Source organism: Micromonospora yongxingensis, assembly GCF_052601155.1.
Genome location: NZ_JBQXEO010000044.1, coordinates 1 through 22,340 on the forward strand (window position 1 = coordinate 1; position 22,340 = coordinate 22,340).

Annotated in this window: 21 protein-coding genes; 6 read left to right on the forward strand and 15 right to left on the reverse strand. The window is 70.0% G+C overall.

Annotation, left to right across the window (positions count from 1 at the left end; all coding sequences use genetic code 11):
• Positions 1 to 110 precede the first annotated feature (110 nt).
• From ACTWLT_RS30930 to rpmB, 12 genes are all read right to left on the reverse strand, one after another.
• Positions 111 to 764, reverse strand: coding sequence for a choice-of-anchor M domain-containing protein (locus tag ACTWLT_RS30930; protein WP_445321399.1), 654 nt, complete (start codon positions 762 to 764; stop codon positions 111 to 113).
• Positions 761 to 1,417 carry a choice-of-anchor M domain-containing protein gene (locus tag ACTWLT_RS30935; protein ID WP_445321400.1) on the reverse strand — a complete coding sequence of 219 codons (657 nt, stop codon included), beginning with the start codon at positions 1,415 to 1,417 and terminating at the stop codon, positions 761 to 763. Before ACTWLT_RS30935 ends, ACTWLT_RS30930 begins: the two co-directional genes overlap by 4 nt.
• 63 nt (positions 1,418 to 1,480) lie before the next feature.
• Positions 1,481 to 2,398, reverse strand: a complete 918-nt coding sequence (locus ACTWLT_RS30940) for an anchored repeat-type ABC transporter permease subunit (RefSeq protein ID WP_445321401.1) — start codon at positions 2,396 to 2,398, stop codon at positions 1,481 to 1,483.
• Positions 2,398 to 3,111, reverse strand: coding sequence for an anchored repeat-type ABC transporter ATP-binding subunit (locus tag ACTWLT_RS30945; protein ID WP_445321415.1), 714 nt, complete (start codon positions 3,109 to 3,111; stop codon positions 2,398 to 2,400). The genes ACTWLT_RS30940 and ACTWLT_RS30945 overlap by 1 nt, the downstream gene beginning before the upstream one ends.
• Before the next feature lie 26 nt (positions 3,112 to 3,137).
• Positions 3,138 to 4,118 carry a choice-of-anchor M domain-containing protein gene (locus ACTWLT_RS30950; protein ID WP_510182493.1) on the reverse strand — a complete coding sequence of 327 codons (981 nt, stop codon included), beginning with the start codon at positions 4,116 to 4,118 and terminating at the stop codon, positions 3,138 to 3,140.
• Between the two features lie 11 nt (positions 4,119 to 4,129).
• Entirely contained in the window at positions 4,130 to 5,677 is a 1,548-nt protein-coding gene (locus ACTWLT_RS30955; RefSeq protein WP_445321403.1) for an anchored repeat ABC transporter, substrate-binding protein, read from the reverse strand.
• Between the two features lie 83 nt (positions 5,678 to 5,760).
• On the reverse strand, positions 5,761 to 7,365 hold the full coding sequence (locus ACTWLT_RS30960; protein ID WP_445321416.1) for a TIGR03773 family transporter-associated surface protein: 1,605 nt from the start codon (positions 7,363 to 7,365) through the stop codon (positions 5,761 to 5,763).
• Positions 7,366 to 7,513: 148 nt separating this feature from the next.
• On the reverse strand, positions 7,514 to 8,719 hold the full coding sequence (locus ACTWLT_RS30965; RefSeq protein WP_445321404.1) for a WxL protein peptidoglycan domain-containing protein: 1,206 nt from the start codon (positions 8,717 to 8,719) through the stop codon (positions 7,514 to 7,516).
• 129 nt (positions 8,720 to 8,848) lie between these two features.
• Entirely contained in the window at positions 8,849 to 10,321 is a 1,473-nt protein-coding gene (locus ACTWLT_RS30970; protein ID WP_445321405.1) for a choice-of-anchor M domain-containing protein, read from the reverse strand.
• 52 nt (positions 10,322 to 10,373) lie between these two features.
• Positions 10,374 to 10,679: a 30S ribosomal protein S14 gene (gene rpsN, locus ACTWLT_RS30975; RefSeq protein ID WP_445321406.1), complete on the reverse strand. Its 306-nt coding sequence runs from the start codon at positions 10,677 to 10,679 to the stop codon at positions 10,374 to 10,376.
• Positions 10,679 to 10,846 carry a 50S ribosomal protein L33 gene (gene rpmG / locus ACTWLT_RS30980; protein WP_013287204.1) on the reverse strand — a complete coding sequence of 56 codons (168 nt, stop codon included), beginning with the start codon at positions 10,844 to 10,846 and terminating at the stop codon, positions 10,679 to 10,681. Before rpmG ends, rpsN begins: the two co-directional genes overlap by 1 nt.
• Entirely contained in the window at positions 10,846 to 11,082 is a 237-nt protein-coding gene (gene rpmB / locus ACTWLT_RS30985; protein WP_203118037.1) for a 50S ribosomal protein L28, read from the reverse strand. Before rpmB ends, rpmG begins: the two co-directional genes overlap by 1 nt.
• Before the next feature lie 193 nt (positions 11,083 to 11,275).
• Here rpmB and ACTWLT_RS30990 point away from each other — a divergent pair, with 193 nt between their 5' ends.
• Both ACTWLT_RS30990 and ACTWLT_RS30995 read left to right on the forward strand, forming a co-directional pair.
• A complete protein-coding gene (locus ACTWLT_RS30990; protein WP_445321407.1) occupies positions 11,276 to 12,577 on the forward strand; it encodes a CobW family GTP-binding protein in 1,302 nt (433 codons plus the stop codon).
• On the forward strand, positions 12,574 to 12,834 hold the full coding sequence (locus ACTWLT_RS30995; protein WP_445321408.1) for a type B 50S ribosomal protein L31: 261 nt from the start codon (positions 12,574 to 12,576) through the stop codon (positions 12,832 to 12,834). The genes ACTWLT_RS30990 and ACTWLT_RS30995 overlap by 4 nt, the downstream gene beginning before the upstream one ends.
• A gap of 614 nt (positions 12,835 to 13,448) precedes the next feature.
• On the opposite strand, the gene ACTWLT_RS31000 is transcribed toward ACTWLT_RS30995, so the two are convergent.
• The 3 genes from ACTWLT_RS31000 to ACTWLT_RS31010 all read right to left on the reverse strand — a co-directional run bounded on the left by ACTWLT_RS31000 (position 13,449) and on the right by ACTWLT_RS31010 (position 15,787).
• Positions 13,449 to 14,681 carry a GTP-binding protein gene (locus tag ACTWLT_RS31000; RefSeq protein WP_445321409.1) on the reverse strand — a complete coding sequence of 411 codons (1,233 nt, stop codon included), beginning with the start codon at positions 14,679 to 14,681 and terminating at the stop codon, positions 13,449 to 13,451.
• Complete coding sequence (rpmF, locus tag ACTWLT_RS31005; protein ID WP_445321410.1) at positions 14,678 to 14,857, reverse strand: 50S ribosomal protein L32; 180 nt, start codon at positions 14,855 to 14,857, stop codon at positions 14,678 to 14,680. Before rpmF ends, ACTWLT_RS31000 begins: the two co-directional genes overlap by 4 nt.
• 537 nt (positions 14,858 to 15,394) lie before the next feature.
• A complete protein-coding gene (locus ACTWLT_RS31010; protein ID WP_445321417.1) occupies positions 15,395 to 15,787 on the reverse strand; it encodes a Fur family transcriptional regulator in 393 nt (130 codons plus the stop codon).
• 260 nt (positions 15,788 to 16,047) lie between these two features.
• Between ACTWLT_RS31010 and ACTWLT_RS31015 the strand changes: the two genes are divergently transcribed.
• The 4 genes from ACTWLT_RS31015 (at position 16,048) to ACTWLT_RS31030 (ending at position 22,323) form a co-directional block, all read left to right on the forward strand.
• Positions 16,048 to 16,773, forward strand: coding sequence for a class I SAM-dependent methyltransferase (locus ACTWLT_RS31015; protein WP_445321411.1), 726 nt, complete (start codon positions 16,048 to 16,050; stop codon positions 16,771 to 16,773).
• A 274-nt stretch (positions 16,774 to 17,047) separates the two neighbouring features.
• On the forward strand, positions 17,048 to 20,359 hold the full coding sequence (locus tag ACTWLT_RS31020; RefSeq protein WP_445321412.1) for a S8 family serine peptidase: 3,312 nt from the start codon (positions 17,048 to 17,050) through the stop codon (positions 20,357 to 20,359).
• 111 nt (positions 20,360 to 20,470) lie between these two features.
• Positions 20,471 to 21,535: a permease gene (locus tag ACTWLT_RS31025; protein ID WP_445321413.1), complete on the forward strand. Its 1,065-nt coding sequence runs from the start codon at positions 20,471 to 20,473 to the stop codon at positions 21,533 to 21,535.
• Complete coding sequence (locus ACTWLT_RS31030) at positions 21,532 to 22,323, forward strand: TIGR03943 family putative permease subunit (RefSeq protein ID WP_445321414.1); 792 nt, start codon at positions 21,532 to 21,534, stop codon at positions 22,321 to 22,323. Before ACTWLT_RS31025 ends, ACTWLT_RS31030 begins: the two co-directional genes overlap by 4 nt.
• Positions 22,324 to 22,340 lie beyond the last annotated feature (17 nt).

The following is a 22,340-nucleotide window of genomic DNA, read 5'->3' on the forward strand; positions in this document are numbered from 1 at the left end:
GGCGGGGAGGGTACTCCCTCTCCTCTCGCCGATCGGATCCGCCGCGGCACACGCGTCCTACCGCGGCGGGTACCGACAGTGGGTTCGGAGATCAGGTGCGGTGGGACGCGTCAGGGAAGGACTTCGAAGGTAAAGGTCTTCGCGCCAGAGCTGACGGTGGCGCCACTCGAGGCGAGTTGGCCGGTGACGTCGAAGGTGACGGTGTAGGTGCCGGCGGCGTCGAAGGCCCAGTTGGCGTGGGCGTGGGTGTTGTAGTTGACGGTGAGGCTGTCGGGCAGGCCGTTCCCGCTGTCGAAGAGCACGGTGGGGGTGCCGCCGGAGACGGTGTAGATGCTGAAGCCCGCGGGGCCGGAGACGCTGGTGAGCTTGAAGGTGACCCGGTTGTTCTGGAAGATGCCGCTGGGCACCTCGGCGGTGTTCCACCCGGCCCAGATCAGTCCGGGGGTGTTGGACTGCGGTAGGACCCACGCCTGCCCGCCGGCGCCGAGGAAGGACCAGGCCAAGCCGCCGGGCACGGTGATGTTGGCGGTGTTCGGCACTCGGAAGAGCACGTCGGCGGGGTTGCGTTCCACGGTGGTGGTGCCAGTGCCGTCCAGGACGTTGACGGTGAGCGCGCCGGCGGCGTAGTCGACGTCGATCACGTCGACGTGGCCGCTGGAGAGCACCACCGGTGCTGCGGCGACGGGCGCAGCTGTCCCGGCGAGCAGTGCGGCGGTCAGGAGGAGACCGGCCAAGAACCGGTTGCGGGTACGCATGACGTTCACGCCTTGACCGTGAAGCGGAGCGTGGCGGGGTCGGAGGTCACCTGTTGGCCGGTGGCGGCCAGGGTGCCAGTGGCGCGCACGGTCACCAGGTAGGCGCCGGCCTCGTCGAACGCCCAGTTGGCGTGCGTGTGGTCGCCGGCGGTCACCGTGATGGCGTCCGGGAGGCCGTCGCCGCTGTCAGCCAGGATGGTCGGCTGGCCGACGGCGTTCTCGGTGTAGATCGCGAGCTGGCCGGGACCGGTAACCGCCTGCACGGACAGCGTCAGGGCGTCGCCTGCGAAGATGCCGGCTTCGATCTCCTCGGTGGCGATGCCCGGCCAGATCAGGTTGGTGTTCTGGATCTGCGGCAGGACCCACACCTTGGACACGCCTGGGGTGCCCAGGAAGGCGAAGGCGGGGTCGGCGGGAACCATGACCTTGGCTTGGCGCTTGACGATCAGCCTGACCTCGTCGGCGCCGTACTCGACGTCGTTGTCCTCGTCATGGATGCCGACCTCCAGCGTGCCGGCCTCGTAGGCCAGGTCGACGAGGTCGAGATGGCCGGTGTTGAACACCACGGCAGATGTGGTGGCGGCCTGGGCGGGCAGGGCCGTGGCGACCAGCGCCACTCCCAGAACACCCGACGCCAGCAGATGACGGATGGTGCTACGCACGAAGAGACTCCTCTCCCGCGAAGGTCCCGAGTGGACCAACGCTTAATGAAAACGATAGTCGTTTTACTTCGCCGGCGATAGAGGTGGACGAGAGCTCGGATGCGCGTCATCGCCGAGTTCCTGCCCGCCGGGGCGTCGCCAACGTCGGGTCAGGAGGCCGTGTCGCGGGGCGAACAGCCAGGCGGCAAGGAACACCGCGGTGGCGACCAGCACGATGGTGCCGCCGACCGGTGTGTCGTAGCTCCAGGACAGGTACAGCCCGACGGTCGCCGAGACGCCGCCGATCAGCGGGGCGAGCAGCATCATGACGCCGAGCCGGTCGGTGAGCAGACGGGCTGCCGCCGCGGGGGTGATCAGCAGGGCCAGGACGAGGATGTTGCCGATGGTCTGCAGGGAGATCACCACGGCCAGTGTCACCAGGACGTAGAGCACGATGTCGAGCCAGAAGACCGACAGCCCCATCGAGCGGGACATCTCCCGGTCCAGGCAGACCGCGACGAATTCCTTGTGCAGAGCGAGCACCAGGCCGAGGATGACCAGGCCGGCGCCTCCGACGACGTACAGGTCCCGGTCCGGGATACCGGTGATCGAACCGAACAGGAACTGCTGCAGCGACCCGGCGTACCCGGGGGCCTGCGAGATGATCACGATACCGAGGGCGAACGCGCCGACCAGGAAGACGCCGATGATCGAGTCCTCCTTGACGCGCCGGTTCTGCGAGAAGATCGCGATCAGCAGTGCGGTGGCCACACCGGCGACGGCGCCACCGAGCACCAGGCTGCCCTGGAGGACGAAGGCGACCGCGATGCCCGGGAAGACCGCGTGGGCCACGGCATCGCCGATGAACGCCATGCCCCGCAGGACGACGTAGCAGCCGACGACTCCGCAGACGATGCTGGACATGACCGCGATCGCCAGCGCCTTGGGCAGGAACGCGAGGTCGGGGTTGAGCAGGTCGGTAAGGAATTCGGTGATCGACATCAGGTTGCCCTCACGAGCTTCAGCAGCGGGGAGGTCGCACTCACGCCGAAGGTCGTCGTCCACAGCTCGGCGTCCTGCAGGTCCGCCGGCTGCCCGTCGGCGATGATCCGGCCGTTGAGCAGGACCAGACGGGTGCAGGAGTCGACCGCCGCGACGAGATCATGGGTGGTCATCAGCACCGCGCGGTCCTCTCGCGCCAGGCTGGTGAACAGGTCGCCCAGCAGTTCCTGCGTGGGCATGTCCAGTCCGGTGAACGGCTCGTCCAGCAGCAGGATGCGCGGCGCGAGCGCGAGGGCTCGCGCGACCAGGACGCGTTGGCGTTGCCCACCGGACAGTTCGCCGACCGGCCGGCGGCGCAACCCGGTCAGCTGTACCCGGTCCAGTGCGTCGCCGACTGCTCGCCAGTCGGTGATGCCCGGTCGGCGGAGCAGGCCGATCCGGCCGGTCCGGCCGCTCATCACGGCCTGTTCGACCGAGATGGGAAAGTCCCAGGTGAACTCGTGGCGCTGGGGCACGTAGCCGATATCGGAACGGCCGGGACGCGACGGCTTGCCCTCCACCGTCACGGTGCCACCGCGGGTGCGGGCCAGTGACAGGATGGCGCGGAGCAGGGTGGTCTTCCCGGCACCGTTGGGTCCCAGCAGCCCGACCAGTTCGCCCCGGTCCAGGTGCAGCCGGATGTCCCGTAGGACCGGCCGGCCGCCGAGGTCCACGTCCAACCCTTCGACGTCGAGTGCCCTCACCGCTGGCCCTCCGACCGTGCGGCGGCGCGTTCCTGTTCGGCCCGGCGTTTCGCGCCGCGTCCGCGTACCAGCAGGAAGACCAGTCCGACGGCGAGCAGAGCGGCCGTGCCTGCCAGCGCGATGAGCAGCAGTGTCGTGGACGTGCCGGCTGGCTCGTCGTCTGCGGTCCGGTTCCCGTCGATTGGTGCCTGCCCGGCTGCTGTGGGGATGTTCGCGGTGGCGGCGAACGCCTCGTCGGCGCTGGTGGTGTCGCCCACGGCGAAGCGCAGCGTGCGGGTCGCCGAAACCGTCTCGCCGTTGACCAGGTCGGCCGATGCCCGGACCGCGACCAGGTAGACGCCGGGTGCGGTGAACACCCAGTTGGCGTGGGTGTGGGTGTTGACCTCGGCCCAGAAGGGCTGCGCGGTGGAATCGGCGGAGCGCCAGAGCGGCTGGGGTGCGGCGAAGTTGCCCGACTGCAGGTATGTCGTGAGGTTTCCCGGTCCGCGTACGCCGAGCAGGGTCAGGGTGACGCCACGGTCGATGGTCTGCATCACCCGAGGGTCCTGCGTGTTCCAGCCGAGCCAGACGACGTCGGAGTTCTGGACCTGCGGCACCACGTACACCCGCTTGCCGGCGTCGACGCCGAGGAAGGCGTACGCCGGATCGTCGGGAACGGTCTGCAACGCGGCGTCGGAGACACGAAGCAGGGCCTCGTCGGGGTTGCGCCACACGGGTCGGGCCTGCGTGCCGTCGTGGATCAGTAGCGTCCACTGGTTGTCGACGTAGCGGGGGCCGATGTCGACGTGCCCGGTGGTGAGTTCCGCCCGGCCGGTGGCAAGCGGCTGGTCGGCGGCGATCGACTGGCCGAGACCCGGTGTCGGCTCCTGGGCCGCGGCCGGGGTCTGCGTCGTGGCCAGCACGATCACCGTGGCCACCGCGCATCGCAGGATGGCGGTGGTCGTACGGGGGCGCCGTCGCGCCCGTTCTGCCGTCACTGGCTCCTCCATCACTTGTCTGTGGTCAGGCAGTTGTGCAGCGATTCGGCGTTGAACCGCATCATGTCCACGTAGGTGGTGACGTCCCGGTCGAAGGTGTCTCCGTAGATCGCGCAGACCCGCAGTCCTTCTTCGCGCGCCACCTCGGTCAGAGTGGTGGATCGGGCCGCCAGGTTGGGTTCCAGGAACACGGCGGGGATCTTCAGGTTGCGGATGGTCTCGGTGAGCCGGCGGCGGTCGGCGAGGCTCGGCTCGGTAGCGGGGTGCGGGGTGACGAAGCCGGAGATCTGGATCCCGTACGCCTGACCCAGGTAGCCGAACGCGTCGTGGGTGCTCACCAGGTGACGTCGCGACGGCGGAATGCGGGCGATGGTGTCCCGAACCTGGGTGTCGAGCGTCTCCAGTTCCCGGATGTAGGCCGAGGCGTTCGTGCGATAGTCCGTCGCGCCCTGCGGGTCGACGCCGATCAGGGTGTCCCGGATGAGCTCGGTGTAGGAGATGGAGTTGCGGACGTTCTGCCACAGGTGCGGGTCGATCTCGCCGTGCACGTGCTTGCCGAGCACCGCCTGCGGAAGCTGGTAGACCTGGGTGCCGGGCCGGCCGAGGAACCGGAACCTCCGGTCACCGGGTACCTCCTGCAGCGCCTTGTTCGGCACCTCGATCACGGTGCTGGCCGGGTCGTACACCCGCTGGTTGGCCTCGCCGCTGCCCTCCGGGTCGGCGAACAGGTAGAGCCGGCGCTCGTCGAGGTCGACCGTGACGTCGGCGTGCCCCGAGTTCAGCACCTCCGCGCCCGCCATGCCTGGCACCGAGTGCGGGTCCACCCCGACGGCGAAGGTGAACACCTGCTCGCCCAGGGGCACGGGGGCGGCTTCGGGGGTGACCGCAAGCTGCGCCCGCATGGTCAGCCGGTAGACACCCGGCTCGGTGAACGCCCAGCTCATGTGCGTGTGGGCGTCGGGTGGCAACGTGGCAGTGTCGTCCCGAAAGCCGTTGGCGGCGTCGAACCCGTCGGCGGAGTCGACGCAGAACGACGGGTTGCCGAACGATTCGGTCAGGTACGCGAGCATCCGGCCCGGACCGTTCGCGGCGGTCGCGGTGAGCAGCACGTCCGAGGAACGGTTCGCCCCTTGCGCCGCACCGGTGCCGCGCACCCGCATGCCCAACCAGATGGTGTCCAGTGACACGTCCTCGACCAGCGGGATGATCTCCGCGGCGTACTTCACCGCGCCCTCGGCCAGCGAGATGTTCGGTACGCCGTCGCGCAGGTTTGCGTCCAGTGCCTTGACGACGGCCTGCTCTTCCAGGAGCAGGTAGTTGCTGAACGCGACGTCGGCGTAGACGACGTCGCGGACGTCCCGCAGCGACGGCTCGTAGCTGTGCGGGTCGGCGCTGTCCGGCACCAGGGAACTGACGGCCACCCGCTTCCCGCCGACGTTGCTCACCAGGTCCCGCAGGATGCCGGTGGTTGTGATGACCTGGACCCGGTCGTCGTTGGCGGTCAATGCCACCTCCGACCGGCAGCCGGCACTCAGCAGGGCGACCAGCAGCGGCAGCATCAGCCACAACCGTGGATTCGGCCGGAGGGCCGGAACCACGCCGGCTCCGACACGCGGCATCCGCACCGTGTCCTCCCCGGACATCACGGCACGAGGGCCGCGGGACAGCCACCGCCGCTCGCGGCATCGGCAAGACCGGCGCGGCGGCGACGGCCCAGCCCCACCAGCAAGACCCCGACCGCCACGAGGACGATGCCGACCGCTCCGGCCGTCAGCACCCAGCCGGCACCCGTACGGGGCAGGGGCCCGCCGCCGCCCTGATCCGCGCCGCCGTCGCCGTTCCCACCACCGTCGGCGCCGCTGCCACTGCCGGAGCCGAAGCCGCTGTTCGGGTTGGTGCTGTCGCCGACGGCGATGGTGAGCGTCTTCGTGTCGGTGACCGCCCTGCCGGCACTGGTGGTGCCGTTCATCTGCACGGCGAGGCGGTACAGGCCGGGCTTGCTGAACGCCCAGTTGCCGTGCGCGTGGGTGTTCAGCGCAACGGTCAGTTGCTGCGGGAACGCCTTGGCCGAGTCGAACAGCACGTCGGCCTTGCCGAACGAGCCGGTCAGGAAGAGGGCGAACCGGCCGGGCCCGTTGACACCCTTCAGCGTCCAGGTGACGTTGCCCTTGACACCCGACACGACGGACTCGTGCTGGGTGTTCCAGCCGGGCCAGACGATGCCCGCCTGCTGGGACTGCGGCAGCAGCCACACGGCGTCGCCCTGTTTGCCGAGGAAGTCGGCCCCGGCTGGCACCGTGATCTTCGCGTTGTCCTTGACCTGCAGGACCACGTCGGCGGTCTCCCGCCAGACGGGAGGGCTGGTCCGGTCGTCCTTGATCCGGATCGTCCAGCTGTCTCCGGACAGTTGCGGGCCCATGTCGACGTGCCCGTCGGCAATCACCTGGCGGGATCCCGTGGCGGTGGTGGCCGCCGCCTTCGCGGCTGCCGGTGCGGCTGCGGCGGGCTTCGGCGCAGCGGCGGGTGCGGCGAGTGCGCGCGCTGCCGACTGCTCCTCGGACCCCGGCGCCTGCTTCGCCGGAGCCGGTAGCGGCGCCTCTTCGACCGGGCTGATCGTGGGGACACGCACCCGGTACGTCGCTTCTGCGCTGACCTTCTGGCCGGAGCGCAGGGTGGCCGAGCCGGCCAGGGTCAGCCGGTAGTCACCGGCCGCGTCGAAGGCCCAGACCACTCCGCCGGTGCGTGTCGCCACCGGCAGCTGCACCGTCCGCGTCAAGCCCGGGCCGCTGCCGAGGAGCGGGGTCGCCGTGCCGAGACCGGTCAGGGTGTACGAGGTGAACGTTCCCGGCCCTTCGACCGAACGCAGGGTGAGGGCCACCGTGTCGTCGGTGACGACGCCGGGGCGTACCTCGGTGGTGTCCAGCGCTGGGAACCGGGTGTCGCCGGCGGACAGTGACCACACGGCGTGCCCCGGCGAACCGAGGAAGGCGAAGGCATTGCCTGCCGGCACTCGGCCGGCGAGCCCGCCATCCGGGCCGAGCACCACCTCGGCCGGGTCGTGTCCGGCCGCGTCGCGGGACACCTGTGCGGCATCGCGCAGCCGCAGCGACATCGAGTCGCCGTCGAGCGCGACGGAGACCAGGTCCGCGCCGGCCGCGGTGACCGCGCCCGGTTCCGCGGCCGCCGGCACACCACCAAAGGCCAACGTCAGTACGGCCAGCGCAAGACCGGCGGCGCCGGCGCGCATGGTTCTCATCCTCATTGCATGCTCCTCAGACGGCTTCGTAGTAGTTGGTCCAGGTCGTGCCGCGCCGTGATGACGTGACTCGCGGCGTTGACGCCGCCCGACGCGATCGAGAGGGCCGGCCGGGCACCCTCGGTTCGGCACAGTCGTGTCATCCCTCGTCCTTCACCGCTCGGTCGATGTCCGGCCGTCGGTTGTTGTCGCCCGGTTCGCGACGATCAGCGTCCGGAGCCGGGCGATCCCGCGGCCCGCTGTCACCGCCGGCCCGGGGGCCCGCACCGATCGCGGTAGGGAGGGCGGCCTCCCGGCCGTCCGAGGTCCGTTCGGTCTCCCGGCTGGCCTCTGCACGACCCTCCTCCCGGGCGGCGGCTACCGCCCGGGCGATCTGTCGGGCCCGCCGGCGGCGGGCGGCGATCAGCGCCCAGCCGACGAGGGCGAGCAGGACCAGCAGGACCATCTGCGGCCAGGGCACCGCCCAGAAGGAGACCCGGGCCGTGTCGACCGCCGGCTGCGGGTCGAGGACCTGGTCGCCCACGGCGGCAGGTGTGACAGCGGCGCTCGCGGTCAGCCGGAACAGTGGCGGCACGCCCGTCATGCGTACGGTGGCGGTCAGTTCGCCGCCGGGCAGGATCTCCGGCAGGGCCGTCGCGTCGACCGAGCGCCGGCCGAGGCCGAACGGGCCGGCCGCGGCGAGCGTGGGCTGCCCGTTCAGCCGAACGTTGCCGGTGTTGCGGACGGTGAAGGTGGCGGTGAGCGTGCCACCGGCGAGGGGGTTGAGCGAGCCGGTGTGCCGTACCCGAAGGTCCTCGACGATCAGCGCCGGTTGCAGCTCGCCGGTCACCCGCAGGTAGATCCGCGCGCCGACCCGGTGGTCGACGGCGACCTGGTTGCCCTGCGCGTCCGCCGTCGTGGCGGCGAGCGAGGCGACGATCCCTCCGGCGTGGTCCCCGGGCGTGGCGTTGTCCGGCACGGTGAGCGTGAACGGGATGTCCAGGCGGGACGTGGACGGGATGGTCACGGTGCCGCTGGTGAAGCGGACCCAGGCGCCGACGTCGGTGGGCTTCTGACCACCGGCCAGCAGATCGAACCCGCCCTGCCCGGTGGTGAACGCGTCGCTGGCGTAGAGGCTCAGGGTCAGCGGACGCGCCGAGTGGTTGGTGACCGCGACGTAGTCGGTCAGGGTGGCACCGGGGTCGAGCTTGTAGGTGAACGCTGGCCGGCCGTTCGGGCCCTTCGCACTCGACGGTGCCACGCCCCAGGTCACGGCCGGCGGCGCCGACGGCGCAGGGGGCGTAGGCGGTGCCGGGGCCGCGCCGAGCAGGACGATGCCGGTGGCGATGGCGGCGAGCAGGCGCATGGCGGGGATGGGGTTCCGTTCCTGGATGCGAGGGGTGAGGCGGAGTGGGCGGGTCGCGGCAACGGCCCGCCCACCCGGCGACCGTCCGGTGGCGCGGTTCAGCGCCGGGCCACCGGACGGGTTCGGCGATCAGATCGCGGTGAGGGTGAGGGTCGCGGAGTAGGTCCCCGCGGTCGTCTCGGTGGGCAGGCTCAGCCGCAATCCCGCGCCCAGTTGCGCGGTGCCCCGCCCGGCACCCCCCGGCGCCGAGCCCAGCACCGCGCTGTTGCCCAGGCCACCGTCGGCTCCGACGACGTACGGCGCGACCTCCGGACCAGCGACCACGCCCTGCCCGGAGCCTTGGGCGATCACCCGAGGGCTCCAGCCGAGGTAGCCGGAGCTGAACGTCGCACCATCCGGCCCGGCGAAGTCGGCCGGGATCTGCCCCGATGCGCTCCACCCTGGTCGGCCGGCGCGGGTGTCGGTCACCGTGACCGGGCGGAGTTCACCGTTGCTCTCCCACCGGTCACCGCCGGCGGTGAGCAGCGCGGGTGGCAGCACCACGGCACGGTCGTCCGGGTTGACGCTGATCACCAGAGAACCCTGCGTCTCGTCGATCGATGCGGTGATCGTCTGCGAGGAGCCCGGCTCCTGCGGCGGGAACGCCACCCAGAGAGCCACCGGTTCGCTGGTCGCGACCACGTCGTGGGCGTCGCCGTACAGCTTGACCACGTACTCGCAGGCGTTCAGCTCCCGGGTGGCCGTGAACGAGTAGCTCGCACCAACTTCACCCGCGATGATGGTCCAGTCGTCCGTACCGGGGCACCTGCTGAACCAGTGGTAGTGGTCCAGCTCGGTCTGCGGCGTCTGCACGGCGTTGAGCGTCACCGTGTCGTTGGGCTGGTAATCGTCGGCCATGCCGCTGACCGACAGGCCGACCTCCGGCCCACCGCCGGACAGCTCGCCGACGACGAACGAGTAGTCGACCGGCCCGGTGCTGACCGTCGTGCCGTTGGTCAACGTCGCGTCTGCCTGGAACGTCAGCGTGTAACTGCCCAGCGCGCCAAACGCCCAGTTCGAGTGCGCGTGCGTGTTCACCGGCACATCGATGGCGTCGGGCAGGCCGTCGTCGGAGCGGAACTTGATGATCGGACCGCCGAACGAGTCCTGCGTGAACAGCGTGACGTTGCCCGGCCCCCGCACATCGACCACGCTCAGCCGCACCTTGTTCCCCTCGAACACTCCCGAGCCGAGCGTCGTGGTGTTCCAACCCGGCCAGAGCAGATCCGGATCCTGGGTCAGCGGCAGCAACCAGACCTGGCTGCCGGCCGGCCCGAGGAAGGCGAACCGGGGATCGTCCGGAACGGCCATCGCCGCCTCCGGCAGAACCTGGAACGTCACGTCCGCCGGGTCCCGCGTCACCGCGGGGCTGACCGTGTCGTCGCGCACCTTCAACGTCAGCGCACCACCCTCGTAGTGCACGTCGACCGCATCGGTGTGCCCCTTGGACAGCACCACCTTCTCGGCCGCCGACGCAGCGGTCGGCGCCAGCACCGTGCCGGCGACCACCACCGCCCCGGCAACCAGGGCCGCGAAACCGCGAGCCCTCACCATCGCATTCATACCTCCCCTTTCACACCGCGCGTACCTGCGCGCGGTGGTAGACGTGGTGACATCACCACGACGCCTTGCGCACCCCGGGCATCTCGCCACGCAGGGCCAGCTCGCGGAAGCGCACCCGGGACAACCCGAACCGGGTCAGCACCCCGCGCGGGCGGCCGTCGATCTGGTCGCGCGAGCGCAGCCGTACCGGGCTGGAGTCCCGCGGCAGCCGGCTGAGCCGGCGCACCGCCTCGGCGCGTACGTCCGGGTCGGTGTCCGGGTGGGCGACCATCCGCTTCAGCTCCGCCCGCCTCTCGGCGTGCCGGGCTACCAGTTCCTCGCGGCGCGTCTGCCGATTGACCAGGCTCTTCTTGGCCATCAGCGGGCCTCGCGGAACTCGACGTGCCGGCGTACGACCGGGTCGTACTTGCGCAGGACCAACCGGTCCGGGTCGTTGCGACGGTTCTTGCGGGTGACGTACGTGTAACCGGTGCCGGCGGTGCTGCGCAGCCGCACGATCGGTCGCACATCGGTCTGGCGGGCCATCAGAGCTTCACCCCCCGGGCGCGCAGCTCGGCGACGACCTTCTCGATGCCCTTGCGGTCCACGGTCTTCAGCGCCTTCGTCGTCAGGGTGAGGCTGACCCATCGCCGTTGCGACGGCAGCCAGTAGCGGTGGTTCTGCAGGTTCGGGTTCCACCGTCGGCGGGTGCGCCGGTGGGAGTGGGACACGGCGTTGCCGAAGCTCGGCTTCGCGCCGGTGACGTCACAACGTCGGGACACAGTGAACGCTCCTTGTCCAGGCTGAACGATAACGACAACGGTTTTCAGTTCTACATCATCCGTTCGGTCAGACCCGCCCCGGGTCACTGACGACCACAGCCGGGCCGTCGCGCCGCTCGGGACCGCCGTTCGCTTCGCCAGCTTCCGTGTGCCTAGAATGACAATCGTTTTCAGTTACGTCGAGAGGAGTGCGATGTCGTCGTCACCACAGGCCCCGATCCACGTCGTGACAACGGACGCTGATACCCGCCCGTCGTTGACTGTCCTGTCCGGGTTCTGGCCAACGGCGGCCTTCGCCGTCGCTCGCGCATTGCTTGCCGCCGACCCCACACTGCTACTGGTACGACATGACCTCACCGGGATCCGCGGTGGCGTCGTCCGTCGGGTGGTTCGCTCTGGCACAGGCATCATCGAGGACGAACAGGTCGACCTGAGGCACGGTTGTGTCTCCTGCACCCTGCGTGAGGACGTGCTGCCCACCCTCGTCCGACTCGCCCGCAGCCATCCCGGCCGCGACCTGGTTCTGATGCTGCCCGAAGTGGTGGAGCCAGAGGCGGTCGCCGCCGCCTGCTCCCACTGCCTCGTCGACGGCGCACCGATCACCGAACTCATCCGCGTCGACTCCTACGTGACCGTCCTCGACGCCGAACACCTGCTCGACGGCCTCGCCAGCACCGACGACCTCGCCGCACTGGGCATCCATGCCGCGGAGGACGACGACCGCGCGCTCGCCGACGTCGTGGTCCGCCAGATCGAGTACGCCGACACGCTGGTGCTCTGGGGGCACTCCCGGGAGGGCGAGTTCGACACCAGCCGGCTGTCGGTCCTGCTGCAGCGGATGGCGCCGTGGGCGGTGCACATCCGCGTCGACGGTGACGTCGTCGACGCCAGCACGCTGACTCGCCAGCTGCGACACACCCATCGGCACCGGCCAGAGACCCCCGGGCTGCTCGCCCGAGGTCTGCAGGGTTACACGCTGGGCACACACGAGCCGGAATCCGACTGCGGTGTGGTTTCCGCCGTCTTCCGCGCTCGCCGCCCGTTCCACCCGCAACGCCTGCACGACGTACTGGAGCAGGTCAACGCCGAGATGATCCGCTCCCGGGGTCACCTCTGGCTTGCCAGCCAACCCGACACCGTGGTGGCCTGGGAGTTCGCCGGTGGCGGTCTGGCCATGGGCTCGCTCGGACACTGGCTGGTGAGCCTGCCCGAGGACCGCTGGGAGCACGTCGAAGACCAGCGCCGCCTTGCCGCCGCCCTCGAGTGGGACCCCTACTACGGCGACCGCCACCAGCACCTGGTCTTCGTCGGCCTCGACGCCGACCCCGTCGAGCTGCACCGCACCCTCGCCCGCTGCCTGCTCACCGACGCCGAACTCGCCGACGGCGAAGAAATCTGGCGCGCCTACCACGACCCGTTCGCCGGCTGCTTCCCCCTCAACACCGAGGAACTGGCCGATACCGACACCGAAACCGAAGGAGCGCAACCCGCATGAAGCCCGGAATCCACCCCGACTACCGACCCGTCGTCTACCGCGACAAGGGCGCCGACTTCGCGTTCCTCACCCGCTCCACCGCCACCAGCGACCAGACGATCGAGTGGACCGACGGCAACACCTACCCCGTCATCGACGTGCAGATCTCGTCCGCCAGCCATCCCTTCTGGACCGGCAAGCAGCGCCTGCTCGACACCGCAGGCCGGGTCGAGAAGTTCCGCCAGAAGTACGCCCGCCGTGGGCCTCGGGGCACGTGACCATCGGCTGGACCGACCAGCGCCGCAGCTGGTCGACGCCGCCCGGCACGACCGGGTTGGGCAGCTGACGGTCGACCGCGATCGGGTTGCCCCCGGACGACTGGCTCGCGGTCGACCGTCAGCGGCGTCGGCGGGATGCCTGCGGTATCGCCCGGATGATGATCTGCGGCCGAGTCGTCGCGGTGGGGCGAGTCGGCCGCGACACGTGGTCGGTCCCCTCAGGAACGAGGCGCGCCGCTGCGCTGACATCCCCGCTGAGGCGGCGGCCCTGCCGGAGGCGCTCGACGCTCCGGCGGACCTGGTCTGAGCACCGGCCGCCGTGTATGAACGTCGGCGACCAGCAGGCAGCGGACACGCCCGGCGGGCCGTGAACCACCCTCGCGGGGGTCTGACTCTCACCGGGCATCGCCGCCCCTGGCGCTGCTGGTCGGACGCTGTGCGACGCCAGGACCGCCTGGCCCGTCCGGGCTCCTCAGGAAGGGCGCTGAGCAGCTCGATGGTGGGCGTCAGTCGTCCACCATGGCGCGCTGCGGCCGCTTTCGTAGCGGCGCATCATGGTTCCCGGTTGGGCCGCCACCGGGTGGCATCGTCCGAAGTCCGGGTGGTCGAGATGGTCAGACCTGAGCCGGGTCGACATGGTCGTGTTCGTGCAGGTCGCTCAGGTCCCAGGAGGGAAACGGGTCGGGCAGTTCCCGCCAGGCATCCTGTCCGGCGGCGATCTCGGTGTCGGTGAGCAGGCAGGCGATCAGGGCGGCCGTAAGGCCCTGGCGATCCAGGTCGACACCGATGAGGACGAGTTCCTGCTGCCTGTCCCCGAAAACCGGATGCCAGCGAGACTCCAGCTCGATCCGCTCGTCGGGATCCTCCGGCCACTCTCCGGAGACCACGACCGGCACACCGATCGGATCGCACCGGCCGGAGGGGCCGGCCTGCGACCACAGTGCCTGCACGTCCGGGCGGCTGGCCAGCCACAGGAACCCCTTCGACCGCACCACGCCGAACACTTCCAGGCCGTCGGCCAGCAGATCCCACAGCCGCTGCGGGTGCAACGGCCGGTGGTCGCGGAACACGATGCTGGAGATGCCGTACTCCTCGGTCTCCGGCACGTGCCCGCCGTTGAGCTCGGCGATCCAGCCGGGCGCCGTCTCCGCCTGCGCCAGATCGAACCGACCGGTGTGCAGTATCTCCGCCGGGGCCACCCGGCCGTGCACGGCACGGACCTGTCGGGCGGCCGGGTTCAGGCGGGTCAGCAACGCCTCCACCACCGCCAGATCGCCGGGAGTGAGCAGGTCGGTCTTGTTGAGCACCAGCACGTCGGCGAACTCGATCTGATCGACCAGCAGGTCGGCGATGCCCCGGTCGTCCCCGTCGTAGGCCGCCAGCCCACGCGCCTCCAGGGTCTCCCCCGCCTCGATCATGCTCCGCAGGCCCGCCGCGTCGACGACGGTGGCGGTGGTGTCCAGGCGGGCCAGGTCGTCGAGCACCCGCCCGTCCTCCACCCCGAAGGCGAACGTGGCGGCCACTGGCATCGGCTCGGAGATGCCGCTGGACTCGATCAGCAGGTAGTCGAAGCGGCCCTGCCGAGCCAACCGGGCCACCTCGTTGAGCAGATCATCTCGCAGTGTGCAGCAGATGCAGCCGTTGGTCAGCTCGACCAGCCGCTCCTCGGTCCGCGACAGCGCCCCACCATCGCGCACCAGCGCGGCGTCGATGTTCACCTCGCTCATGTCGTTGACGATCACCGCCACCCGCAGCCCATCCCGGTTGGCCAGCACATGGTTGAGCAGGCTCGTCTTGCCCGCACCGAGGAACCCGGACAGCACCGTCACCGGCAGCCGGTCGGTCACGGCTGATCCACCACCTGACGTCCCTTGTACACGCCGCAGTGCGTGCAGGCCCGGTGCGGCACCACCATCTCCTTGCGGGGACAGGGGCAGGGGCTCAAGTGGGGCAGAGTTGCCTTCCACTGCGCTCGGCGGTGGCGGGTGTTGGACCGGGACAGCTTGCGCTTCGGTACAGCCATGAAGGATCTCCTCACGAGGGGTCAGCCACACGGTAACGGTTCCCATTTTCATGTGAGAATCCGGGATGCCCCCGCACTTGGCCACGCTTGACCTTCTGGCTGGAGCTGCGAGCCCCGGCGGACGGACCGACCGCCCTGGCCGTGCACGGTTATGCCCGACGTGACCACGCCGGAGTCGTGTCACTTCGATCGGCCGGGGGGCAGGAAAGCCTGGCGCAGGAAGCCCCATAGAGAGCAGTTCGTACTCGGCTCCGCTGGAACACCCCCGGGGAGCGAGGCCGGAACCGGAACACAACTGCGCCCCTCGGCCATCGGAGCACTACTCGGCGTTATCCGCGGCGGAGGGCATTGGAAGCGCCTTCATTCCGGGGTGGCTTGCAGCTAGGGCACTCACCTGGAAGGCGGGGACCTGAACCCAGCACTGGGTGCGGCGTCAGCCCGCTGCTGCCGCGCTCGGCTCCCACGCAGCGACCCGGGAGGGTCAGGTTCTTCCGGACCCTCCGGCCCTGGTTCTCACCAAATAATCCGCCGTACAGATCAGCGCACGCACTCCACACAGGTGCCGAAGATTTCCAAGGTGTGGCCGACGTCGATGAATCCGTGCTGCGCCGCAACCTGGTCGGCCCACCGCTCCACAGCCGGTCCGGCCACCTCGACCGTGCGCCCACAGTCCCGGCAGACCAAGTGGTGGTGATGTTTGCTCTGGCTGCACCGGCGGAAGAGTTGTTCGCCGCCCGGCAGCCGAGTCGAGTCGATCTCGCCGGCATCCACCAGCAACTGCAGTGTCCGGTAAACAGTGGTCAGGCCGACCCCCGCCTTGCGCGCCAGCAGCATCTGGTGCAGTTGCTGCGCCGAGTGAAAGCCCTCCACCTCACGCAACAGCGCCAGCACCTCCCCACGCTGCCGGGTGTTCCGGGTCACATTCGGCATCGCCTGGTTCACCGTGGCCGCCACCCTCCCGTGATCTCGGCCGCCGCCGGCCTACCGCTTCCGACGCTCCGCCGGCCCTGCTCGTCGACCATTATGCGTCGTCCAGCATCACCGCCGCCGCGCCATCTCCCGACGCCACCTCTCCGCCGTTGCGGGCCAGCGACCACGGGCCCCGCTCCGGGAGAGGGCGCCATCGACCAACGTGCGATAGTGAAAATAGAAACGAGTACCGATAAGGCGCAGAACCGACAGGAGGCGGCGTGACGGACGAGTACCAGGAGTCCGGGGAGTTCCTGCACATCCTCAGCGGGCCGGCGTGGCAGGCGCTACGCGCCCCGGTAACGGCGGCCCTGCGGGGTGCGGTCTGGTCCGAGGCACAGGCTGTGGACATCGGTGCCGGGACCGGGCTGGGCACGATGGTGCTGGCAGCGGCTCTCCCGGATGTCGACGTGCTGGCGGTCGAGCCGTCGTCGGTCCTGCGTGCAGTGCTGCTCGCCCGGATCGTCGACGACGCGGACCTACGGGCCCGAGTCACGGTCGTGGCCGCGGACGCTCTCAGCATCGAACTGCCGGACCGGCTGGGCGCCGTTCTGGCAATGAACATGATCGGACATCTCACCCCGTCTGAGCGACGGGAGCTCCTGCGACGCGTCGCCGCCCGACTGTTGCCCGGCGCGCCACTGGTGCTCAATCTGCAGCCGCCCGCGGAGGCCATACCGATCCCGAAGGTCACGTTCGGTAGCGTCAAGGTCGGCCGATACGTCTATGAAGGATCCGGCGGCGCCGAGCCGGCAGGTCCGGACGCGGTGAGCTGGCGAATGCGCTACCGCGTCCTCGGCGCGAACGGATCGGCCGTACGGGAGAGCGCGGTTGACTATCGCTGGAACGTGGTCGCCGCCGCCGACCTGCTGGCGGAACTCGCCGACGTCGGCCTGGCCGGTGACGTCGGTCAGGCCGACGTCATCCGGGCCGTCCGCTTGGCATGACATTCGGCCCCGCTCGCGTCCTGACAACCCGATCGGTGAGCGACGAACCCTGAACCCGTTCGCCCAGCGGGCAGCGACGACCGATTTTGGTCAGGGCATCGTCCTCAAAGGCCTTGGCGGTCGATCCCCTTCGTATCAACGATGGGCGTGCTGGCGATGTCACGGAGACATTACAACGTCGAGACATCTATCGACATTGACTACCAACACCGCGAAGGATTCGCTCACACGTGCCCTGCACCAACAGGGCCCTGTTCTCTGGAGGAAAGAGAACGTGAGCAAACCCCGCAACCCGAGCAGGCGTATCTCTGCCGCGCTCTTCGCATCGGTCCTGGCCGCCGGTGCCATGACCGTGACGGGCGGTGCCGCCACCGCGAGCGCCGCTCCCTCCGCACCCGACACTCCGCAGGCCACCCCCGCCGAGGCGTTGGGCTCGCACGACGCCAAGCTCCTCGCCGAGGCCGAGGCGAAGCACGCGCCGACCGTGACCCTGATCGTCGCCACCGAGAAGGGCGAGGCCGGCCAGGTCGCGGCCGGCGTGACGGCTCTGGGCGGCGCCGTCAACCGCCGCTTCGACCAGATCGGCTACGTCCTGGCCACGGTGCCGACGGCAAAGGTGCTCAAGGCCGCAACGCTGCCGGGCGTATCCGCAGTCGACCTCGACGAGACGATCCAGCGGCCCGACCCCGCCCCCGAGGTCGCCCCGAACGGCGCCACGGCCGCCAAGCAGGCCGCCACGCTGGCGGGTCCCGGCGCGGGCACCGGCGCGGTCAACCCTTACATGCCGACCAACGAGACCGGCGCGGAGACGTTCAAGGCGGCCCACCCGCAGTGGGACGGTCGCGGCGTGACCATCGGCATCATGGACTCCGGTATCGACCTGGACCAGCCTGCGTTGCAGAAGACCACGACCGGCGAGCGGAAGATCGTCGACTGGGTCACCGCGACGGACCCGGTGACCGAGAACGACGGCACGTGGCGGCGGATGGTCACCGAGGCGACCGGCCCGTCGTTCACCGCCGGTGGCGCGACCTGGACCGCTCCCGCCGGGACGTACCGGTTCAACCTGTTCCGAGAGTCGATCACCGCGCCCAGCGACCCGGGCGGCGACGTCAACCGGGACGGGGACACCACCGACGCGTGGGGCGTCCTCTACAACCCCGAGACCCACGACATCTGGGTCGACGTCGACCAGGACAACAGCTTCACCGACGAGGCGATGATGCGCCCGTACCGGGAGAAGTTCGACGTCGGGCACTTCGGCACCGACAACTCCGCCACCGCCGTGCGGGACCAGATGCCCTTCGTGGTCGAGTATCGCGAGGACGTCGACATCGACCCGGCCGACGGCAAGCCCGGCCCGTACGCCGACTACGTCAACATCGGCATCATCGAGGCGACCCACGGCACCCACGTCGCGGGCATCACCGCCGCCAACGACATGCTCGGCAACACCGCCTTCGACGGTGCCGCCCCGGGCGCCAAGCTCGTCTCCGCCCGCGCCTGCTCGTGGGGTGGCGGCTGCACCGCCGCCGCGCTGACCACCGGCATGGCCGACCTGGTCATCAACCGTCACGTCGACGTGGTCAACATGTCGATCGGCGGGCTGCCGACGCTCAACGACGGCGCGAACGCCCGTGCGCAGCTCTACAACGACCTGATCAGCACGTACGGCGTGCAGCTGTTCATCTCGGCCGGCAACTCCGGTCCGGGCGTGAACACCGTCGGCGACCCGTCGGTCGCCGAGAACGTGGTCAGTGTCGCGGCGAACATCAGCAGGGACACCTGGCTGGCCAACTACGGCTCCGTGGTGCGGACGAACAAGGCGCTGTTCAACTTCTCCTCCCGCGGCCCGCGCGAGGACGGTGGGTTCAAGCCGAACATCACCGCCCCGGGGTCGGCGATCTCCACCGCGCCGACCTGGCAGCCGGGCAACCCGGTCCCCGAGGCCGGCTATCCGCTGCCGCCGGGCTACCAGATGCTCAACGGCACCTCGATGGCCTCCCCGCAGGCCACCGGCGCCGCCGCGCTGCTGCTGTCCGCGGCCAAGGCCACCGACAAGGGTGTCACCCCGGCGGCACTGCGCCGGGCCATCTATACCTCCGCCAAGCCGATCGCCGATGTCGCCACGTACGCGCAGGGCTACGGCATGTTCAACGTGCCGGGCGCGTGGAAGCTGCTCAGCAAGACCGTCGAGACCCGGTCCTACGTCTCGGACGCCCCGGTCTGCACCGAGCTGTCGGAGAACCTCACCCGCTACGACCGCGAGCTGAGCAAGTTCGTCCCCAACCCCAACCGCGGCGCCGGCGTCTACAACCGCTGCACCTCCGCCGAGGGTGGACCGAAGGTCGGCCAGAGCCGGACCTACCAGGTCAAGGTGACCCGGACCAGCGGCCCGGCCGGCACCGTCAGCCACAAGCTGGCCCTGCGCGGCAACGACGGCACCTTCACCGCTCCCAAGACGGTCGCGCTGCCGCTCAACAAGGCCGTCTCGATCCCGGTCACCGCCAAGCCGAGGTCCCTCGGCGCGCACGGCACCATCCTGACCGTGGACGACCCGAAGACCTCGGTGATCGACTTCGAGGTCTCCGCCGTCGTGGTGGCCGCCAACGAGGTCACGAAGCCGAGCTACTCGTTCTCCGCCGAGGGCTCGGTGTCGCGCAACGCCTTCACCTCGTACTTCGTCAGCGTGCCGGCCGGCGCCGGTGCACTGCAGGTGAACCTGTCCGGTATCGCCACCGGGTCGCAGACCCGGTTCATCGCCATCAACCCGTACGGCGTGCCGGTCGACAGCACGGCGAGCACCGCCTGCTACACCAACTTCTCCGACGCCTCCGCCTGCAAGCCGCAGGAGCGGGACTACCAGAACCCGATCGCCGGGGTCTGGGAGATCGAGGTGGAGTCGCGGCGGACCTCGCCGGCGCTGAACAACCCGTTCCAGCTCCAGGCCCGGGTGCAGGGCGTCACCGTCGAGCCGTCCGTGATCGAGCTTCCGTCGGTCACCGCCGGTCAGCCGACCCCGGCGAACTGGACGCTGACCAACACCTTCGGCCCGGTCGCGGTGACCGGTCAGGGTGGTCCACTGTCCAGCGTGCACGCCGAGCGGCCCACCATCGCCGAGGGCGCCCAGCAGGAGTATCTGGTGGACGTTCCGGCCGGTGCCACCAGCTTCACCGCCCGGATCGGCAACACCGCCAACCTGGGCGCGGATCTGGACCTGACCGTGTTCCGCGGTGACGTCCAGGTCGGGCAGGCAGCCGACGGCGACTCCGAGGAAGCCGTCACCGTTGCCAACCCGCCGGAGGGCACCTACCGCGTCGTCGTCGACGGGTACGCCGTCGACGGGCCGAACACCAGCACCGCCTACGACTACCGGGACTCGTTCTCGGCCCCGTCGCTGGGCACGCTCGCCACCCCGAGCACCCCGCTGACCCTGCCCAACGGCGCCACCGCCACCCTCACCGGCACCGTGACCGCCCACTCCACGCCGGGCGCTGGGCGCGAGCTGTTCGGCGAGCTGGCTGTCGTGACCACCGAGGGCGCGGTCGTCGGCCGCGGCGCCGTCTCCATCGGCACCGTCAGCTGACATCGCCGCACCGCGCAGGAGCCCATTTCCGACCTTCGGGGATGGGCTCCTGCCGGTCCTGCAGGCCGGACTGACGTCACCTCCGGACATCACCGAAGAGAAGGGGGCGGTGTGGCCGCATCCGATCGCAAAACCCCGCCCGACACGAGCACCGAGGCCGATCGGCCGGGCCTCGACCATCCGAGCAAAACACCACACGCCACGTCCGTCGAGGACGGAGGTCGTCGTGGCCGGACCGGCTCGGTCGAGATCTTCGCCGCGGTGCTGGTCCTGCTGATCTTTCTGCGTGAACCCCTGGCTGGTCTGCTGGCCACACCGTCGCTGGCGACCTGGACGACGGTGTTCGTCTCGGTCATGGTGCAGGCCGTGCCCTTCCTGGTCTTCGGGGTGCTGCTGTCCGCCGTGATCGCGGTCTTCGTTCCCCGCTCGTTCTGGGCTCGGGCCCTGCCGAAGCACCCCGCCCTCGCCGTCCCGGTGGCGAGTGCCGCCGGCGTGGTCCTACCCGGCTGCGAGTGCGGTGCGGTGCCGATCGCCGGCTCGCTGATCCGCCGAGGGGTCACGCCCGCGGCCGCGCTGGCGTTCCTGCTCGCCGCGCCGGCGATCAATCCGATCGTGCTCGCCGCCACGGCCGTGGCCTTTCCCCACAACCCTGAAATGGTCCTGGGCCGTGCCGCCGCCAGCCTGATCGTCGCCATGGTCATGGGCTGGCTGTGGCTGCGCCTCGGTCGCGCCGACTGGATCCGGCTTCCGCACCGACCCGATCTGGACGGGCTCGGACGCGGGGAGATGTTCTGGTCCGCCGTACGACACGACGTGGTTCACGCTGGCGGCTTCCTCGTCATCGGCGCGATGGCCGCAGCCAGCATCAACGTCCTCGTCCCCGAACGGTGGCTGCAGACCCTCGCCGACCAGCCGGTGCTCTCCGTGCTCGCCCTGGCGGGGCTCGCGGTGCTGCTGTCCATCTGCTCCGAGGCGGACGCGTTCGTCGCTGCCTCGTTGTCGCAGTTCTCTCTCACCGCCCGGCTGGCCTTCCTGGTGGTCGGCCCGATGGTCGATCTGAAACTCATCTCCATGCAGGCCGGCATCTTCGGCCGGCGCTTCGCCGCCCGATTCGCGCCGGCCACCTTCGCGGTCGCCGTCACGGTCGCCGTCATCACCGGGATGGTGCTGCTGTGAACCGTCTGACCCAGGCCTGCATCATGATCTTCTTTGCCGCCGCTGTTCTGCAGGCCAGCGTCACGGACCTCTACCTGCGCTACGTGAAGGAAGAGCTGCGGCCGTTCCTGATCGCCACCAGCCTGCTGCTGATCGTCGCCGCCGTGATGACCCTGTGGTACGAACTGCGGCCAGATCCCGGGACGACCGCCGACCGGACCAACCCGGACGACCGGGAGGCCGCGAATGCCGAACAAGCCACGAGTGGGTCACCGGCCGCGGTGACCCACGACGAACACGCCCACCACGAACCACGAGTCGCCTGGCTGCTGATCCTCCCCGCCCTCGGCCTACTGCTGGTAGCCCCGCCCGCCCTCGGCTCGTACGCCGCCGGCCAGGCGGGCACCGCCCTCACCACCCAACAGGACTACGGCGACGACTACCCACCCCTGCCCGCCGGCGATCCGGCACGAACCACCGTGCTCGACTACGCTGCCCGCGCCCTGTTCGACAAGGGCCAGTCGATCGGCAACCGTCGGGTAGAGCTCACCGGATTCGTCACGCCGGGACCCGACGGGCAACCGATCCTCGCCCGCATGGTCATGTCCTGCTGCGCCGCCGACGGCCGGCCCGTGAAACTCGGCATGTCCGGCAACGCGCCCACCGGACTGGCCAACGACACCTGGATCCAGGTCACCGGCCGATACACCGACCGCCTCACCCGGGACCCGGTCAACGACGAAGAAATCCCCTACATCGAGGTCGACTTCTGGCGACAGGTGACCGCCCCGAAGGACCCGTACGATTGACGATCTCTCCGCCCTAT

Coding starts and splice junctions, on each gene's coding strand:
- rpmF (WP_445321410.1), bottom strand. CDS start 14,857: ATGGCTGTACCGAAGCGCAAGCTGTCCCGGTCCAACACCCGCCACCGC.
- rpmG (WP_013287204.1), bottom strand. CDS start 10,846: ATGGCCCGCCAGACCGATGTGCGACCGATCGTGCGGCTGCGCAGCACC.
- ACTWLT_RS30990 (WP_445321407.1), top strand. CDS start 11,276: ATGTCGTCGTCACCACAGGCCCCGATCCACGTCGTGACAACGGACGCT.
- ACTWLT_RS30940 (WP_445321401.1), bottom strand. CDS start 2,398: ATGTCGATCACCGAATTCCTTACCGACCTGCTCAACCCCGACCTCGCG.
- ACTWLT_RS30955 (WP_445321403.1), bottom strand. CDS start 5,677: ATGCTGCCGCTGCTGGTCGCCCTGCTGAGTGCCGGCTGCCGGTCGGAG.
- ACTWLT_RS31010 (WP_445321417.1), bottom strand. CDS start 15,787: ATGCCGAATGTGACCCGGAACACCCGGCAGCGTGGGGAGGTGCTGGCG.
- ACTWLT_RS30960 (WP_445321416.1), bottom strand. CDS start 7,365: ATGCGCGCCGGCGCCGCCGGTCTTGCGCTGGCCGTACTGACGTTGGCC.
- ACTWLT_RS30970 (WP_445321405.1), bottom strand. CDS start 10,321: ATGAATGCGATGGTGAGGGCTCGCGGTTTCGCGGCCCTGGTTGCCGGG.
- ACTWLT_RS30965 (WP_445321404.1), bottom strand. CDS start 8,719: ATGCGCCTGCTCGCCGCCATCGCCACCGGCATCGTCCTGCTCGGCGCG.
- rpsN (WP_445321406.1), bottom strand. CDS start 10,679: ATGGCCAAGAAGAGCCTGGTCAATCGGCAGACGCGCCGCGAGGAACTG.
- ACTWLT_RS30995 (WP_445321408.1), top strand. CDS start 12,574: ATGAAGCCCGGAATCCACCCCGACTACCGACCCGTCGTCTACCGCGAC.